General features: G+C 73.6%; 10 protein-coding genes and 1 pseudogene. 1 reads left to right on the plus strand and 10 read right to left on the minus strand.

Going from position 1 to position 16,738, the window contains the following annotated elements; translation table 11 throughout:
- Positions 1 to 57: 57 nt before the first annotated feature.
- The 4 genes from ACFZCP_RS20065 to ACFZCP_RS20080 form a co-directional block, all read right to left on the minus strand.
- Positions 58 to 1,017 carry a hypothetical protein gene (locus ACFZCP_RS20065; protein WP_391428394.1) on the minus strand — a complete coding sequence of 320 codons (960 nt, stop codon included), beginning with the start codon at positions 1,015 to 1,017 and terminating at the stop codon, positions 58 to 60.
- Between the two features lie 11 nt (positions 1,018 to 1,028).
- The gene (locus tag ACFZCP_RS20070) at positions 1,029 to 2,498 is read right to left on the minus strand and encodes an amino acid permease (RefSeq protein ID WP_391428396.1); all 1,470 of its coding nucleotides are present in this window, start codon (positions 2,496 to 2,498) and stop codon (positions 1,029 to 1,031) included.
- A gap of 472 nt (positions 2,499 to 2,970) precedes the next feature.
- A complete protein-coding gene (gene sthA, locus ACFZCP_RS20075; RefSeq protein ID WP_391428398.1) occupies positions 2,971 to 4,377 on the minus strand; it encodes a Si-specific NAD(P)(+) transhydrogenase in 1,407 nt (468 codons plus the stop codon).
- A gap of 155 nt (positions 4,378 to 4,532) precedes the next feature.
- The gene (locus tag ACFZCP_RS20080) at positions 4,533 to 4,739 is read right to left on the minus strand and encodes a hypothetical protein (RefSeq protein ID WP_361121291.1); all 207 of its coding nucleotides are present in this window, start codon (positions 4,737 to 4,739) and stop codon (positions 4,533 to 4,535) included.
- 201 nt (positions 4,740 to 4,940) lie between these two features.
- On the opposite strand from ACFZCP_RS20080, the gene ACFZCP_RS20085 reads away from it, so the two are divergent.
- A complete protein-coding gene (locus tag ACFZCP_RS20085) occupies positions 4,941 to 6,779 on the plus strand; it encodes a glycoside hydrolase family 15 protein (RefSeq protein WP_391428400.1) in 1,839 nt (612 codons plus the stop codon).
- A gap of 147 nt (positions 6,780 to 6,926) precedes the next feature.
- Here ACFZCP_RS20085 and ACFZCP_RS20090 read toward each other — a convergent pair whose 3' ends face one another.
- From ACFZCP_RS20090 to ACFZCP_RS20115, 6 genes and pseudogenes are all read right to left on the minus strand, one after another.
- A complete protein-coding gene (locus ACFZCP_RS20090) occupies positions 6,927 to 9,665 on the minus strand; it encodes a SpoIIE family protein phosphatase (RefSeq protein ID WP_391428402.1) in 2,739 nt (912 codons plus the stop codon).
- 83 nt (positions 9,666 to 9,748) lie between these two features.
- Positions 9,749 to 12,265 (minus strand): SpoIIE family protein phosphatase, encoded by a 2,517-nt coding sequence (locus ACFZCP_RS20095; RefSeq protein ID WP_391428404.1) that lies wholly within the window; start codon positions 12,263 to 12,265, stop codon positions 9,749 to 9,751.
- Between the two features lie 1,366 nt (positions 12,266 to 13,631).
- Positions 13,632 to 13,697 (minus strand): annotated as a pseudogene (locus ACFZCP_RS20100) (hypothetical protein); the annotation flags it as partial.
- Positions 13,698 to 14,398: 701 nt separating this feature from the next.
- Positions 14,399 to 14,917, minus strand: coding sequence for a 2-phosphosulfolactate phosphatase (locus tag ACFZCP_RS20105; protein ID WP_391428946.1), 519 nt, complete (start codon positions 14,915 to 14,917; stop codon positions 14,399 to 14,401).
- 6 nt (positions 14,918 to 14,923) lie between these two features.
- Positions 14,924 to 15,214: a YkvA family protein gene (locus ACFZCP_RS20110; protein ID WP_362690092.1), complete on the minus strand. Its 291-nt coding sequence runs from the start codon at positions 15,212 to 15,214 to the stop codon at positions 14,924 to 14,926.
- Between the two features lie 178 nt (positions 15,215 to 15,392).
- The gene (locus ACFZCP_RS20115; protein WP_391428407.1) at positions 15,393 to 16,619 is read right to left on the minus strand and encodes a hypothetical protein; all 1,227 of its coding nucleotides are present in this window, start codon (positions 16,617 to 16,619) and stop codon (positions 15,393 to 15,395) included.
- Between the last annotated feature and the right edge of the window lie 119 nt (positions 16,620 to 16,738).

Consider the following 16,738-nt stretch of genomic DNA (forward strand, 5'->3'; position numbering starts at 1 on the left):
CCCCGCGGCCCGTCGGGATCACGCCGTCCCCGGACCCGGCCTCACCTCGGCCCGCGGCTAGGCCCGCACCCCCAACTCCCTGCGCCACTTGCCCAGTTGCTGTTCCGGGTCTCCCGTGAACGACCACGGGGTGCGGCTGACGCGGCGGCCCAGCATCCGCAGCAGCGCGGCGGCGAGGTCCGGGGTGCCGGCCAGACAGGCCGCGTGCGCCAGGTGGTTCAGGTCCCGCAGCTCGGTCGGGGCCACACCGCCCGGCGGGCGGGCCCGCACCCAGCGCTCCCAGGTGCGCCGTACGTCGTTGACCGCACCGTCGTGGTCCCAGTGCTGGCCGAGGCCCACCGAGCCGTGCTGCCCCCGGGCACCGTCCAGGGCGTAGCGGTACTCCTCGACGCGGGCGTACTGCACCAGCACCGGCAGCGGGCAGCCGGGCGGTGCCACCCCGGCGGCGTCCCGGGCGAAGTCGTACATCAGGCCGTGCGTGCCGTGCCAGCGGGCCGAGTAGTAGTGCAGCACCTGGAGATGGGCCTCCACGCCGTACGGGTCCCGGCGGTGCAACTCGTCCCACCAGCGGGCCAGTTCCTGACGGCGTACGCCCTTCGGATACAGCCGGGCGACCGAGATCAGCGACACCCACGGCGTCGGGTCCTCGGGGCAGGCGTCGGTGGCGTGCAGGCAGGCCAGGACCGCGCTGTCGATGCGGTCCCGGTCGATCGGCACGCCCCGCCCGGCCGTGATGGCCACATGGAACGCCCGGGCGGTCTCGGTCGCCGCGCGCAGCACCTGCGCGTCGGCGCTGCCGGGTTCGGCGGCCAGCCACGATTCCACCGTCGAACTGCCCGCGCAGGCCTGCGCCAGCAGCCGTATCCGGTGGCCGCGCAGCGTCCAGTCGTCGCCGGTGACCCACAGCAGGTCCCTCAGGCCCTGCCAGCGGCCGATGACGATGTCCTGCCGGGCGGAGGTGAGCGGTGCGTCTCCGCAGTCGGGGTCGAAATCGGGCGTGAATCGGTCTCGCGCCATCGGGAGCTCCCTCAGAAGTCGGTGGGGAGACCCTCGTGCAGCCGCGACGGCACCGCGGCGCCGTCGGGAACGTACTCCGCCTCGACGGTGCGGGTCGCATCCAGCTTCGCGGGCCGGTAGTAGTCGCTGCCCTGCCGCCAGTACCAGAGCATCGGGACCAGCCCGAGCGCCAGTCCACCGATGCCGATCGCGATCGCCGCCCCGCTCAGGTCGCCCAGCGACTCGACGAAGATCCAGAACATGAACACGGCGCCGAGCAGCGGCCACAGTCCGCCGAAGACGAAGTTGGACGCCGACTTCAGCAGCATCCTGCGGTAGGCGACGACGACCGCGAGGCCGGCCAGGCCGTAGTAGACCGCGATCTGCAGGCCGATCGCCGCGATCGCGTCGGCGAGGATGTCGCCCACCGAGCCGAGCGCGTTGGAGGCGATGAACATCACCAGGGCCACCGCGCCGACCACCACGATCGCCACCCACGGTGTGTTCCAGGCGCGGTGCACCCGGCCGAGTGCGGACGGCATCGTGCGGTCGCGGCCCATCGCGAACAGCGAGCGGGTGACCTGGATGAGCGTGGTCTCCAGCGTGGCGATCGTGGACAGCATCACGGACACGATGAGCAGCTTGCCGCCCCAGCCGGGCCAGATCTCCTCACCGAGCACCGCGAGCACGTTGGCGTCGTTCTCCTCGATCTGCTTCGAGGACAGGATGACGTTCACCGCGACGGTGAACACCTCGAACAGCAGGAAGACGATGCCGACCCCGATCAGACCGGCCAGTCCCGTCGTGCGGCGGCTGTTGCGGGTCTCCTCGCTGAGGTTGCTGGTGACGTCCCAGCCCCAGTAGTAGAAGGCGGCGATCAGCGCCCCGGACGCGAATCCGCCCGTGCCGTCGAAGTGGGAGAAGCCCAGCCAGGACCAGTCGAAGGGGCGGGCGTCGTGGGAGTGGAAGAGGGCGAGCACCGCGAACAGCGCGAGAATGCCCAACTCGACTCCGGACATGAGGAGTTGGGCGCGGACGGTGAGCCGGGCGCCGCCCAGCACCACGCCCAGCATGACCAGGAACCACGCCGCGCCGACGACCGTGGACAGCGCCGTGTTGTCCGCGAGCCCCGCGTCGAAGAGGGACAGGGTCATCGATCCTGCGGGCAGCGAACCGGCCACCATGAAGATGGTCGCCGAGATCACCAGCGCCCAGCCGCTGATGAAGCCCAGGAACGGGTGGAGCGTACGGCCCACCCAGGAGTAGCTGGCGCCCGCGTTGACGTCGATCCGGCCGAGATAGCTGAACGCCAGGGCGATGCCCAGCATGGGTATCGCGCAGTACAGCAGGGCGGCCGGGCTGGCCAGTCCCACCGCGCCGACGAGGACGGCGGTGGTCGCGGCGAGCGAGTACGCCGGCGCGCTGCCGGCGACGGCCATCACCACGGTGTCGAACGTGCCGAGGACGTTGGCCTGCAGGCCTCTGCCCCTGAGGTTGCTCATGGTCGTGCCGCTTTCCGGTTGTGCACGGCGCACGGACGGCGGCCTGCCCGGCGGCGTACGGGTGGGGGGTGGGCCCGCCTCGAACCCGAAGGAAGGGGTGGTCTCGGGTCGGCGGCCGGCCGGGAGAAGGGAGGGAGCGGTGGCAAGGGGTGGTGCCGAGGGCACGGTGGACACACCGTGCTGCCGGGCGTCGGCGAACGGTCACCGTGCGTGCGGTGTGACTATAGCGTCACTCCTTGCGGTTTCAAGATGACCAACCGGTAACCTGCGCTGAGCTGTTGGTTGTCGCGGGTGCCGCGGCCCGCACTGGTTGTGGGGTGCGGCCGGTGCGGGCGGCCCCGGCCGGCCGGGACCCTTCACCGCGCCCCCCGAGAGGCTCGGCCTGCCGCCTGCCGCCTGCCGCCTGCCGCCTGCGCCTGCCGCCTGCCGTGCCGCAGGCCCCTCAGCCCCCTCGGCCCGCGAGATGGTCGCTTCAGTCCCCGAGATGGTCGATCTGGCGCAGCTTGTTCGTCGCGTCCAGGGCTGCCACCTTGTACGACTCCGCCAGCGTCGGGTAGTTGAAGACAGCGTCGACCAGGTAGTCGACCGTGCCGCCGCAGCCCATCACGGACTGGCCGATGTGGATCAGTTCGGTGGCACCCGTGCCGAAGCAGTGCACGCCGAGCAGCGTGCGGTCCACCGGGGAGACCAGCAGCTTCAGCATGCCGTGCGAGTCGCCGATGATCTGGCCCCGGGCCAGCTCCCGATAGCGGGCGATGCCCACTTCGAAGGGGACGCAGTCCTCGGTGAGCTGGTCCTCGGTGCGGCCGACGAAGCTGATCTCCGGGATCGTGTAGATGCCGATCGGCTGGAGGTTGTGCATGCGCCCGACCGGTTCCCCGCACGCGTGGTAGGCGGCCGCCCGGCCCTGCTCCATCGAGGTCGCCGCGAGCGCCGGGAACCCGATGACGTCACCGACGGCGTAGATGTGCGGCACCTCGGTGCGGTAGTGCTCGTCCACCCTGATCCGGCCGCGCGGGTCGGCCGCGAGCCCCGCCCTCTCCAGGTCGAGTCCGGCGGTCAGGCCCTGGCGGCCCGCCGAGTACATCACGGTGTCGGCGGGGATCTTCTTGCCGCTCTCCAGCACGGTCAGCGTGCCCCGCGCATGGCGTTCGACCGCCGCGACGGTCTCCCCGAAGCGGAAGGTGACGGCGAGGTCCCGCAGGTGGTACTTCAGCGATTCCACGACCTCGACGTCGCACAGGTCCAGCATGCCGGGCCGCTTCTCCACCACGGTGACCTTGCTGCCGAGCGCGGCGAACATCGAGGCGTACTCCATCCCGATCACGCCGGCGCCCACGATCACCATCGAGCGCGGCACCCGCTCCAGTGAGAGCACGTTGTCCGAGTCCATGATCGTGCGCCCGTCGAACTCCACGCTGTCCGGGCGGGCCGGTCGGGTGCCGGTGGCGATCACGATGTGCCCGGCGCTCAGCAGCCGTTCGTTCCCGGTGGCCTCGTCGCGCAGGGCCACGGTGTGCGGGTCGGTGAACCGCCCCGTCCCGGAGAACACGGCCACCTGGTTGCGGGCCAGCTGGCTGCGCACGACGTCCACTTCCCGGCCGACCACGTGCCGGGTGCGGGCCGTCAGGTCGGCGACGGTGATGTCGTCCTTGACCCGGTAGCTCTGCCCGTACAGATCGCGCTGGGTGAGACCGGTCAGATAGAGGACGGCCTCGCGCAGGGTCTTGGAGGGGATGGTGCCGGTGTGCAGGGACACCCCGCCGAGCATGTCGGGGCGGTCGACGACGGCGACCCGGCGGCCGAGCTTGGCCGCGGCGATGGCGGCCTTCTGCCCGCCGGGTCCTGATCCGATCACGAGCACGTCAAAGTCGGGCATCCTCCGGAGTGTGTCAGCCGCCGGGTGCCCTGCGGAAGGCCTGTGCCCTCCCCGCGCGGACAGGACAGGACGCCGGACGGACGTGCCCCGGCGCGAACGGCGCGCGCCCTGCCCGACGCCTCCCCTTCGGTGTCCTCGACGCTTCCCGGACCGCCCTAGGGCAGCAGCTTCTCCACGGCCGCCTGGCCCTCGGTCTCCAGCTTGCGGCGCGCCCAGTCGAGGGTCGCCGGGGTGACGTCCCTGCCCGCCGCCATCACCAGGTCCTCCGGGGTGACGTCCCTCGCGGGGGCGGAGTGGAGCAGGGCGTCCGGGGTGCAGTGGTCGTCGGACGACCGGGACTCTTCGGGTGTGGATGTCGACATGATGCCTCCTCCTCGGTCCGGATGACCGCATCCGTGCCGGTGCCGCCGAACGGGGCACGTTCTTACGATTCCCCGCCTCGGCGCACCCTGCATCCGGAGGGCGCCTCGGGGCCGGGTCGAGGAGCGTCTGCCCACGTCGCCGCCGAGCACTCGCCCCTAAGCTGGAAAAGAGCCCGCACCTCGCAACCGCGGAGGCCTCACATGGCCGGCATGCCCTTCCACCAGCAGTCGTCCGCAAGCACCCGCTACCTGCCGATCGCCGAGCACGGCCTGATCGGGGACCTGCGCAGCATCGCCCTGGTCGGCACCAACGGCACGATCGACTGGTACTGCTGCCCGTCCTTCGACGACCCCAGCGTCTTCGCGGCCATCCTGGACGCCGAGCGCGGCGGCCGCTTCGAGCTGGCCGCGTCCGTACCGGCACGCACCAAGCAGTTCTACTTCCCGGACACCAACGTGCTGATCACCCGGTTCTTCACCGAGGACGGCGTCGGGGAGGTGCAGGACTTCATGCCCGTCTGCTGCGACAAGTCGGGCGAGGTGCGCCGGCACCGGCTGATCCGCCGCGTGGTGTGCGTCCGCGGCACCGTCCCGTTCCGCGCCCTGATCGCGCCGCGCTTCAACTACGGCGCCGACCCGCACACGCTGCGGTCCGTGGACGGCGTGGTCGTCTTCGAGTCCCCGGACCGGTCCCTGTCGCTCACCTCCACCGTCGTGGTGGAGCACGACGGCCGTGACACCTGGGCCGACTTCAAGCTGAGCGAGGGCGAGACAGCCGTGTTCGCCCTCGACCAGCTCGGCGCAGAGGTGATGCCGCGCGGCTGCGCCCACGCCGAGGCCGAGCAGGAGTTCAACACCACCGTCGCCTACTGGCGCACCTGGCTTCACCAGTCCCGCTACCGGGGCCGCTGGCGCGAGATGGTGCACCGCTCCGCCCTCACCCTGAAGCTGCTCACCTACGCCCCCACCGGCGCCATCGTCGCCGCGCCCACCACCAGCCTGCCCGAGCAACTCGGCGGCGAGCGCAACTGGGACTACCGCTACGTGTGGGTGCGCGACGCCGCCTTCGCCGTCTACGCGCTGCTCAGGCTCGGCTTCAGCGGAGAGGCCGAGGCCTTCATGAAGTTCCTGACCACGCACATCAGCCCCGGCGACGGCGCCGCCTCCGGACCGCTGCAGATCATGTACGGCATCGACGGCCGCGCCGACCTGCCGGAACGCGAGCTGCCCCACCTGGAGGGGCACCTGGGCTCCGCGCCGGTCAGGGTCGGCAACGCCGCCGCCGACCAGCTCCAGCTCGACATCTACGGTGCCCTGATCGACTCCATCTACCTCTACGACAAGTGGGCGCAGCCCATCTCCAGCGGCCAGTGGGACGATGTGTGCCAGTTGGTCGACTGGGTGTGCGACCACTGGGACCAGCCCGACGAGGGCGTGTGGGAGACCCGCGGCGGCCGCAAGAACTTCCTGTACTCCCGGCTGATGTGCTGGGTCGCCATCGAGCGCGCCATCCGCCTCGCCAACCACCGCGGGCTGCCCGCCGACCATCGCCGCTGGCGCCAGGCACGGGACACGATCTACCGGCGGGTGATGGACCACGGCTGGTCGGAGCGCCGGGGCGCCTTCGTGCAGTACGAGGACGCCGACGTGCTCGACGCCTCCGTGCTGATGATGCCGCTGGCCAAGTTCATCGCGCCCACCGACCCCAAGTGGCTGTCCACCCTGGACGCCCTCACCGAGGACCTGGTCTCCGACTCCCTCGTCTACCGCTACGACCCCCAGGCCAGCCCCGACGGCCTGCGCGGCGACGAGGGCACCTTCTCCATCTGCTCCTTCTGGTACGTCGAGGCCCTGGTGCGGGCCGGCCGGCTCGACGAGGCCCGGCTGGCCTTCGAGAAGATGCTCACCTACGCCAACCATCTCGGCCTGTACGCCGAGGAGATCGGCCGTACCGGTGAGCAGCAGGGCAACTTCCCGCAGGCGTTCACCCATCTGTCCCTCATCAGCGCCGCCTTCAACCTCGACCGGGCCCTGGGCTGACCGCCTGGCTTGGACGGCTGTTCCCGGCGGAGCGCGCCCGCCCCGAGCGCGCCCGCCCCGAGCGCGCCCGCCCCGAGCGCGCCCGCCCCGGGCGGGCGCCGGCGCGGACTGCTCGGCCGGGGCCCCGCACTGCCCTGGTGCGCGCGTTCAGGGCAGCGGCTGCTCGGCCCAGATGATCTTGCCGTCGGGGGTGTAACGGGTGCCCCAGCGGTCCGCGATCTGCGCGACCAGGAACAGGCCCCGGCCGCCCTCGTCGGTGCTCGCCGCGTACCGCAGATGCGGGGAGGTCGTGCTGCGGTCGGAGACCTCGCAGATCAGGGTCCGCTCGCGCAGCAGCCGTATGCCGATCGGGCCGCGCCCGTAGCGGATCGCATTGGTGACCAGCTCGCTCAGGATCAGCTCCGTCGAGAACGACAGCTCCTCCAGGCCCCACTCTGCCAGCCGGCGGGCGACGAAGGCCCGTGCCTGGGAGACGGCCGCCGGATCGGACGGCACCTGCCACTCGGCGACCCGGTCGCCGCCGAGGACCCGGGTACGGGCCACGATCAGCGCGACATCGTCGCTGGGCCGGGCCGGGAGCCGCTCCAGCACGGACCGGCAGGTGTCCTCGGGCGAGGCGCCCGGCGCCCGGCGCAGGGCGTCGCACAGCAGCTCCAGACCGATGTCGATGTCCCGGTCCCGGTCCTCGACCAGGCCGTCGGTGTAGAGCACCAGCCGGCTGCCCTCCGCCAGCTCCAGATCGACCGTGTCGAACGGCAGCCCCCCGAGGCCCAGCGGGGGACCGGCCGGCACCTCCGCGAACTCCACCCGGCCGTCGGGATGCACCAGAGCGGGCGGCGGATGGCCGGCCCGGGCGATGGTGCAGTGCCGGGAGACCGGGTCGTACACCGCGTACAGGCAGGTGGCACCGGTGACCGCGGCGGCCCCGTCGTCCGGGGTCTCGTCCTGGTCGATCCGCCCCACCAACTCATCCAGCAGGGAGAGGAGTTCGTCGGGCGGCAGGTCCAGCGACGAGAAGTTGTGCACCGCCGTGCGCAGCCGGCCCATCGTCGCCGCCGCGTGCAGCCCGTGGCCCACGACGTCCCCCACCACCAGGGCCACCCGGGCACCCGACAGCGGCAGCACGTCGAACCAGTCACCGCCCACGCCGGCCTGCGCCGGCAGATAGCGGTAGGCGATCTCCAGGGCACTCTGCTCCGGCATGGAGCGCGGCAGCAGGCTGCGCTGGAGCGTCACCGCCATGCTGTGCTCGCGGGTGTAGCGGCGGGCGTTGTCGATGGACACGGCAGCCCGCGTGACCAGTTCCTCGGCAAGAGCCAGCTCCTCGCTGTCGAAGGGCTCCGGCTTCTGCGAACGCCAGAAGTTGGCCACACCGAGGACCAGGTTGCCCGCCCGCAGCGGCACGGTGATCAGGGAGTGGATGCCCGAGTCCACCACCTGCCCGGTGCGCTCCAGGTCCTGCGCGAGCCAGCCGGGCGCCTCGCTCAGCACGGGCTCGACGACGGACTGCCCGGTCGTCAGGCTCCGGGCCTGCGGCGAGGTCGTCACGAACCGGATGCGCTCGCCCACCGGGTACAGCGGGGCGTCCTCGCGGATACCGCTGAACGCCGTCCGGCGCAGCGCGGTCCCGGGCCTGGGCTCCTCCCCGCTCAGCACGGCGTCGAACAGGTCCACGGTGGCGAAGTCCGCGAACCGGGGCACGGCCAGCGCCGCGAGTTCCTCGGCGGTGCGGCTCACGTCCAGGCTGGTGCCGATGCCCACTCCGGCGTCGTACAGCATGTTCAGCCGCTCCCGCGCCACCTCCGCACGGCCCGACAGCGCGCGCAGCTCCGTGGAGTCGCGCAGGGTGGTGACGCTGCCGGGCGGGCCGCCGCGCAGATCGGTGGGGCGCTGGTTGATGGCCAGCAGCCGGTCCTTGACCAGGTGCACCTCGTCCGTCGCGATCCGCCCGGAGGAGAGCAGCCCGGCCGTCTCGTCGTCCAGACCCAGCTCCCGCACATGCCGCTGCTCGGCGTCCACCGGCAGGTCGAGCAGGCGGTGCGCCTCGTCGTTGGCGAGCAGCAGCAGGCCGTCGCCGCCGACGATGAGCACGCCCTCGCGGACCGCGTGCAATACCGCGTCGTGGTGCTCGTACATACGGGTCATCTCGGACGGGCCCAGGCCGTGCGTCTGCCGCAGCAGCCGTCTGCTCATCAGGGCCGTGCCGCCGAGGGCGACCGCGAGCGCGACGGCCGCCGCCGCGAGCAGCAGCGGCAGTTGCTGCTTGGCGGTCCCGCCCACGTGCGCGGTGGTGATTCCGGCCGACACCAGGCCCACCACCTTGCCGTCGGCGTCCTTCACCGGCACCACGACCTGCACCAGCTCGCCGAGCGTCCCGTTGATCTGCTCGACGACCGTGTGCCCGGCCACGGCCGGGGCGATGGTCCCGACGAACTTCTTGCCGATGCGGTCCGGCTTGGGGTGGGTGTAGCGGATGCCGTCGGTGTTCATCACGACGACGAAGTCCACGCCGGAGGTTTTGCGGGCCGCCTCGGCCTTCGGCTGCAGGATCGCCGTCGGATCCGGCGAGGCCAGCGCGGCCACCGTGCCCGGGGCATGGGCGAACGTCTCGGCGACGGCGAGGGAGCGGTTGCGCGCCTCCGTGTTGCTGTCGTGCCGCACCTGGAGCACCTGCGCCACCACGGCCGACACGATCAGCAGCAGCACGATCACGACCTGGAGGACGAACACCTGCCCGGCGACGCTGCTCCCGGTCACCGCCGAGCGCAGCACACCACGCCTGCCGCCGTCCCCGCCCGGCTCCGCCTGCCCGGGGCCCGTCCCTGCGCGCGGGTGCCCGGAACGACGGAGCGGCCGGGTCGTGGGCCGCGCGGGCAGACGGACCATGAGGCCATGTCTACACTGCCCGGCCCCGTCAGGCGAGACCGTTGTACGGGGTGACGGCCCGCGGGTCCGGCGGCGCGCCCCGGTCATCGGCGGTACCCGGGCGCCCGGCGGAGGGCGGCGAGCAGCAGCGCCACGTCGTCGGGGCGGTCGGTGGAATGCCGGGCGGTCGACGTCAGCCGGTCCGCCACCCCGGCCAGTGAACGCCCGCCCCTGCGTCCGGCGGCCGCACCGGCCTTCGCCAGCGCCAGACGCAGTGCGGTGATGCCGTCGTCGATGTCGGCGCCGGGCCGCTCCACGAGACCGTCCGTGTACAGGGCGAGGATCGCGTCCGGCTCCAGATGCAGCTCGGCCACCGGGTACTGGGCCCGCGGATCGACGCCGAGGACGACACCGCCCGGGATGTCCAGCACCCGGGTGCGTCCGTCGGCGCTGCGCAGCAGTGGCGGCGGATGCCCCGCCCGGGCCACCCGGGCCCGTCCGGTGGCGGGGTCCAGCCGCAGGTAGCAGCAGCTGGCGAACTGTCCCGGGTCCAGGTCGATCAGCAGGTGGTTCGTCCCGCTCATCACCTCGTCGGGCGGCCGGTCGCCGAGTGCGAAGGCCCGTACGGCGCTGCGCAGCTGGCCCATGGTGGCCGCCGCCTGCACCCCGTGGCCCTGTACGTCGCCGATGACCAGCGCGAGCCCGTCCCCGGCCTCCACGACGTCGTACCAGTCCCCGCCCACGTCCATGCCCTGGGTGCCCGGCAGATAGCGGCCCGCCGTCTCCACCTGGGGGTGTGCCGACAGGCGGTGGGGCAGCAGCGCCTGCTGCAGACCACGGGCGAGCGTGGCCTCGGTGTCGTAGCGCTGCGCCTTCTCCATCGCGTGCGCGATCAGTCCGGCCAGCGCGGTGAGGACCGTGCGCTCCTCGGTGCTGAAGCTGCGCGGACGCTCGAAGCCGAGGATGCACGAGCCGACCGGCCGGCCGGAGGAGATCAGCGGCAGGAACGCACGGGCCCCCTCCTCGGCGTCCAGCGGTATGCCCGGATAGGTGGCGTCCAGCTGCTGCATCGACTCGAAGAAGAGCGGGCGGCCGGTGGTCAGGGTCTCCACGCCCGGCAGGTGCGCGTCGAGACTGACCCCCTCGAAGGGGGCGAGGAAGCCCTGCGGGAAGCCGGTCTCCCAGGCCAGGTACAGGTGCCGGTCCTGGAGCAGGTAGATGGCCAGACGGCGCCCGCCGAACGCGGGAAGCAGCTCCTGCACGACGACCGCCGACACCTGCCGGGCGGTCACCGCGTCCGTCAGCGCGATGGCGAGGGCGATGGGCCGGTACAGCGGCGTCATCGACGGATCCCCGGTCACGGCCTCCTCGGGGACGTGCGGCTCGGGACCGGCAGGAGCCGGCTCCTCCACGGAGGTGTCCATGCGGCTGGCCGGTACGAGAGTGCAGGTGAGCATGTCCGGACCGGGATGGGCCGACAGGGCGAGCCAGTCGCCCCCGCCGGGTCCGGGAACCGGGTGGCGGACGTGGAAGTGCACCGGCTCGCCCGACAGCAGCGCGCCGCGCAGGTGGTCGTCGTACGGCGGCCCCGTCAGCCACGGCATGGCCTCGCCCACGGGGCGGCCGAGCAGCCACGCCCGCTCCCGGCCCGTCAGCCGGGCCGCGGCCGCGTTGACGTACACGACGACGCCGAGCCGGTCCATGCAGAACACGCCCTGCGGGAGCAGATCGGCCGCACCGTCCGCCGACGCGGCCGGCCCCGGGTCGAGGACGATTCCCTCCACCGGCGGCGCGCCGCCCGCCGCCGGAACCGGCCCCGGGCTCAGGTCGATCAGCCGCAGCAGGCCGTCACCCGACCGCAGGCACAGCGGACCCGGCGGCGGCTTGCCGGCGGCGGTCTCGTGCAGGGCCGCCAGGATCGGCTCCGCCTCGGACGGGGAGACCGCCTCCGCGAGCGCCGGGCCGGTCCCCGCGAATTCGTCCGGCCCGAGGCCGAGCAGCGCATACAGCCGGTCGTCCGCATGGACCGTCGAGGTCACCGGATCCCAGGTGAACCGGCCCAGTCGGGCCTTGGCCGGCCGGATGGCGGGCGGCCGCACACACAGCGGCTCCGCGTCCCAGGCCACCGCCGACTCGTCCCCGTCGGCGAGGCCGAGCAGTTCGGCCCCGAGCCCTTCGGCGAGCCGGGCGAGCAGCTCCCGGTCCACCGGCTCGTCCATCGCGTCCGCTGTGGACGGGCCCAGCACCGTGAGCACGCCCAAGGGCTCGGCCGAGCCCGGCACGGGCACGTGCACCGACCCGAACGGGAAGGGCAGCCCCGCTGCGAACTGGGGATACCGGCGCACCGTCTCCGTGGCGTTCGGCAGCACCACCTGGATGCCGAGGCGGTAGGCGTCGGCCACCGGGAAGGGCCGGGCCACGTGCAGGCGCCACCAGGGCCGGAACAGCGCGCCGGGCAGTCCCAGCAGGACCGCGAGGCGCAGCAGGCCGGGGGTGCTGGACCGCAGGTACACGCCGGCCACATGCCCCTGGCCCGCGCCGAGTGCGCCGGCCGATGCATCGACCAGCAGCGCGGCCAGCCGGGTCCGTGGACGGACCGCCTGCTCCCCGCTCCCAGCCATGGGCCCTACCTCGTCCCGCGTACCACCGGGTGGATGACACAGCAAGAATGCGCCACCTTGGCGGCGGATTGCACCTGGGCGCGAGAAGAGGCCGGTCCCGGCTCACACCTCTGCCTCACCCGGGTTGCCGGGCCCTGCGGGCGCTCCTAGTAATGGACTGCGTAATGGCGTAATGGACTGCGAATCGGCGCGCGCAGCACGCGGGGGCGCTGGTGCGGCCGCACCCTTCCTCAGGAGCCCAGATGACCACCCCCTCCACGTTCCCTGGTTCCTACGGCGACTCCGCCATACCGCCCGACCCGCCCGCCGGCGCTGCCGCCGCCCCTTGCGCAGCATTCTCGGCCGGCGGTGCGGTCGCTCCGTCCGCCGCGTCGACAGCCGGCGCTGCCGCCGCTCCGCCGGCCGCCCTGTCCTCCGCCCCGTCCGTCGAAGGTGCCGCCGCCCCTCCCGCCGCATCCTCGGCCGTGGGAGCCGCCGCCCCGTTCGCCGCATCCACAGTCGGCGCCGCCGCTCCGCCGGCCGCGCCGTCCGACCAGGGAACCCGCCCGCCGCTCGCGCCGTCCGATCACGGCGCCGGCCCGCCGCCCGCACCGTCCGGCCAGGGGGCCAGCCCCCCGCCCGCGCAGTCCGACCAGGGCGTGGGCCTGTCGCCTCCCGGCCTCCGGAGCCGGACCGCGCCTGCCCCCGAGCGGAGCCCCGAAGCCCCGCACGAGGGCGAACCCGGCCCGGGCGACCCGCTGCGCGACCTTGTCCACACGGCCTTCGCCGACCGTCCCCTGGAGGACGTGGTCCGGCTCCTCACCCTGCTCGAAGGCTCGCCCGAGTACGCCCGGACCATGTCCGACGCGCTGCGGGCGGTCGGCGTGGTCCGGTCCGTCGAGGACGTCACCCACCTGGTCGCCCTCCTCACCAAGCCGCCCCGGGACGCCGCCGGCGCCGACGCGGTGATCCGTGCCGCCGCCGAGGGCCGGTCCCTGGAGGACGTCATCCGGCTCATGGAGCTGATGCGGCGCACCCCTGCGGAGCGCCACTGCGCGCGTACGGTCGTCGAGGCGGCCGCCGTCCACCGGCCGGTGGAGGAACTCGCCGAGCTGATCGCCCACATGGCCACCGGCCGGACCGGACAGACGACGGTGCAGCCGAAGGGGTCGCTGCCCGAGACGGCGCAGTCGCAGCAGGCGCTGCCCGACACGGTGCGGCCGCGGCAAGCGTCGCCCGACACGATGCAGCCGCAGTCGGCGTTGGCCGACACGGTGCCGCTCAGGCCGGTGGCGCCCGAGCCGGTGCCGCCCAAGGCCGCGTCGCCCGAGCCGGTGCGGCCCGCCCCGGCGGTGCCCGACTCGGCGCCGGCCCGTGCGGTGCCTCCTCACAGGGAGGCACCACATAGGGAGCTGCCACAGAGGGAGGTTCCCCATACGGAGGTCCCACATAGGGATGCTCCACATACGGAGGTCCCACATAGGGAGGTCCCACGTGCGGACGGGCCACATACGGTGGTGCCTCACGCGATCGTGGCTCATCCGGTGGTGTCCGAGCCCGTGCTGCGCCCTCCGGTCGTCGCGGCCGGTCCCGTCGGCGTGCCGCCCGCAGCCGTCGTCGCGGAGCCCGGCGGCTCACGACCGGTCACCGCACCCACCGCCCCGGCAGCCGACCTGGTCCGGCAGGACAGCCGGCCCGACAGCCCGCAGGACAGCCGGAGGGACGTCCTGAGGGGCCTTGAGGACGAGCCCGCGAAGGCTCCCGTGCGGGTCGCCCGCGCCGCCGCGCTGATGGTGTTCCTGTGCGGTGTGGCCCACGCGCCGCGCTACTGGGCCGACCTGTCGCAGGCCGGCCTGCAAGCCACCCTCGTCGCCTCCGGGCTCTGCGTCCTGCTGGCCCTGGCCCTCCTGGTCCGGGTCGACCCCGTGCGGCTGCCGGCGGCGACCGTGGCCCTCGGCCTGACGGCGGCGCTCGCCGCCGGACCGGTGCTGGGCAGCCGGTTCACCCTGCCGGACTCGGCCCGGCTGCGCGTCGCCGCCCTGGCCCCGCCCTGGCTCGCCGGTACGGCGGCCGCGGCGGCCGCGCTGACGGCCGTGGCCGTGCTGCTCGTCGCCATCGCCATGGTGAACCCCTACCGGCGCGACGAGCGCTGAGTCAGATCGCCGTCGCCGCGTCCAGGGGGCGCAGCACCAGGTGACCGTCCGAGCGGGCGGCCGCCATGGCGAACGGGAAGGTGTCCGCCTCCAGGCACATCGGCACATCCTCGCGGTGGACACCGGCCCAGCCCAGCCGCACACCCTCGGCGAGCTGCGCGGCGGCCTCCGAGCGCCGTGCACGCTCCAGATACGGCGCGGGATCGACGCCGTCCGAGCCGACACGGGCCGCGATGTACTCGGCGCAGGCGAGATCCTCCTCGGCCCGCCCGCCGTCGCCGGTGACCACGAAGGTCACCGTGTCCGGCCGGGCGCGCCGCAGCGCCGCGGCGGTCGCCCCGGCCACCACGAAACTCGCGCAGAGCAGCAGCCGCGCATCCGCGACGGCCGGCGCCCCGGCCGTGCCGGCCGTGGTCCTCCGGACGACGGTGCGCCCCCTGACATCGAGCGAGCGCAGCCGGGCGGGCGAGTTGGCCAGGTCGAAGCCCGGTACCGGAGCACCGTCCTGGAAGGCAGCCAGTGCGGGTTACGGTTCGGGGATCTCGGGCGGCAGCGGGCGGGCGGCGCGCAGACTGCGCAGGGCGAGGAGCAGGACGCCGATGTCGTCCAGGTAGACCGGGTCGGGCAGCAGGTCGGTGGGGAGCACCAGATACAGGACGGCACCCCAGAACACCCAGCGCGGTCCCGTCGGCAGCCCGGCCCGTTGCAGGGTCCGCCGGGCGCGTACCAGCCGGACCAGCAGGCCGACGGCGACGGCGAGCAGCGCCGCCGCGACAACGACGACGGCGATCACCAGCACGGTCGCGGTGGAATCCATGCGGCCTCCTCTTCCTGCCCGGCGGACGCGGCGCTTTCCTGCCCGGCGGACGGAACGGGCAGGGCTGCCTGCCGGCCTCTCCCTCCACCCCTTCTTTCCGTTCTACCCGGACTGCTGTCCCACTTCCCGTTCCACCCGGCCCGAGCCGCCGCGCGGCAGGGTTCCCCCGCCGGGCGGGTCAGGACGGCCGGTCCTGCGGGCCGTTGGAGTCCGTGCCCCCGTCGCCGGACGAGCCGTCCGGGCCGGGTTCCGGGCGGGTTCCCTTCGGAGCGAACCTCAGCCGCTCGAACGTCCGCGTCAGCTGCCGCAGCGCGGTGGGCGTGCGGGTGACGGACTGCTGCTGCTGGTGGGGCAGGGCGGGAGGGGGCGTGTCGCGGTAGGCGGCCAGCGCCTGGTGCGCCTGCTCGGCGGCCTCCCGGTACAGGTCCCGGGACTTCGTCATGGCTTCCAGCGCCTCGGCGTACATGGTGGCCAGCTGCCGCTGCTGCTCCAGCTCCTCCTGAAGGGTCAGCAGCGCCCAGTTCTCGCGCAGGTCCGCGAGCGCCTCGGCGGCGCCCTGCGGCAGGGGCCGGGGCAGCGCGACGAAGTGCCGCAGGGCGGTGATGATCGCGCCAGGTTCGGAGCCGTCCAGGAAGACGCTGCGCACGCTGTGCTCCCGGCCGTCGTAGCCGTCCGGGGCGGGGTCGGGGGGCAGCAGCACGGCGCCGCCGCGCGGCACCTCGACACCCAGGTCCTTGAGCGCGTAGTTGACGGCGCGCAGCTGTGGCGGCGCCGCCCGGTGCTCGACCACGCGGTGCCGCAGTCCCGGCGGCAGCAGGCCGGCCAGCGGCAGCCGGCCGCTCTCGTCCGGGGTCATCGCCTCGTGCACGACGAGGTTGACGCACCAGGCGTCGCGCGCGGCGTCCCGCAGCCGTCGGCGCATCTCCTTGTCGTCCTCGGGCAGCGCGTTGACCTGCCGGAAGCGCAGGCCCGTGACGGTGGGGTGGTGGTCCCAGGCGCCGTCGTCGTCCTGCGGGGCTCCGGCCGCGGGCCAGAACAGGGTCGCGGGGGAGGGCCAGGAGTCGTCCCACGGGCGCTCCGCCTCCGCGACGAGCGTCCACTGCCTCGCCTGTGGCTGGTCCTGCGTGCTCGGCCGGGGCTGGTCCTGTGGCCGGCCCTGCCCGGCTTCGAGGGTGAGCCGGGCCCGCACGGTCACCGTGCCGTCGGCCCGCCAGCGCGCCTCGAAGACCCGGTGCGTCGCGTCCTCGCAGCCCGGCGCTTCGGCGAAGTCGTCGATGTCCCCGCTCTCCTTGTGCCGGGCCAGCGTGCGGCGGACGACGTCCTCGGCCGCGTGGCCGGTGTGACGGCCGCGGGCCGCCCAGAGGGTCTGCGGGATGGCAGCGTGGTCGGTGGCGGTGTTCGACATGGGCCAATCTGCTGATGGGGACGGGTGTACCTTCCAGTATCCCCGCAGGACGGCGGGGTAGGCCGACCGGGGCCCCGAACGGCGCGCCGTGGCGGATGCGCACCCCGGCGCGCGGCTAC

This window comes from Streptomyces sp. NPDC007971 (genome assembly GCF_042958635.1).
Taxonomy (GTDB): Bacteria; Actinomycetota; Actinomycetes; order Streptomycetales; family Streptomycetaceae; genus Streptomyces.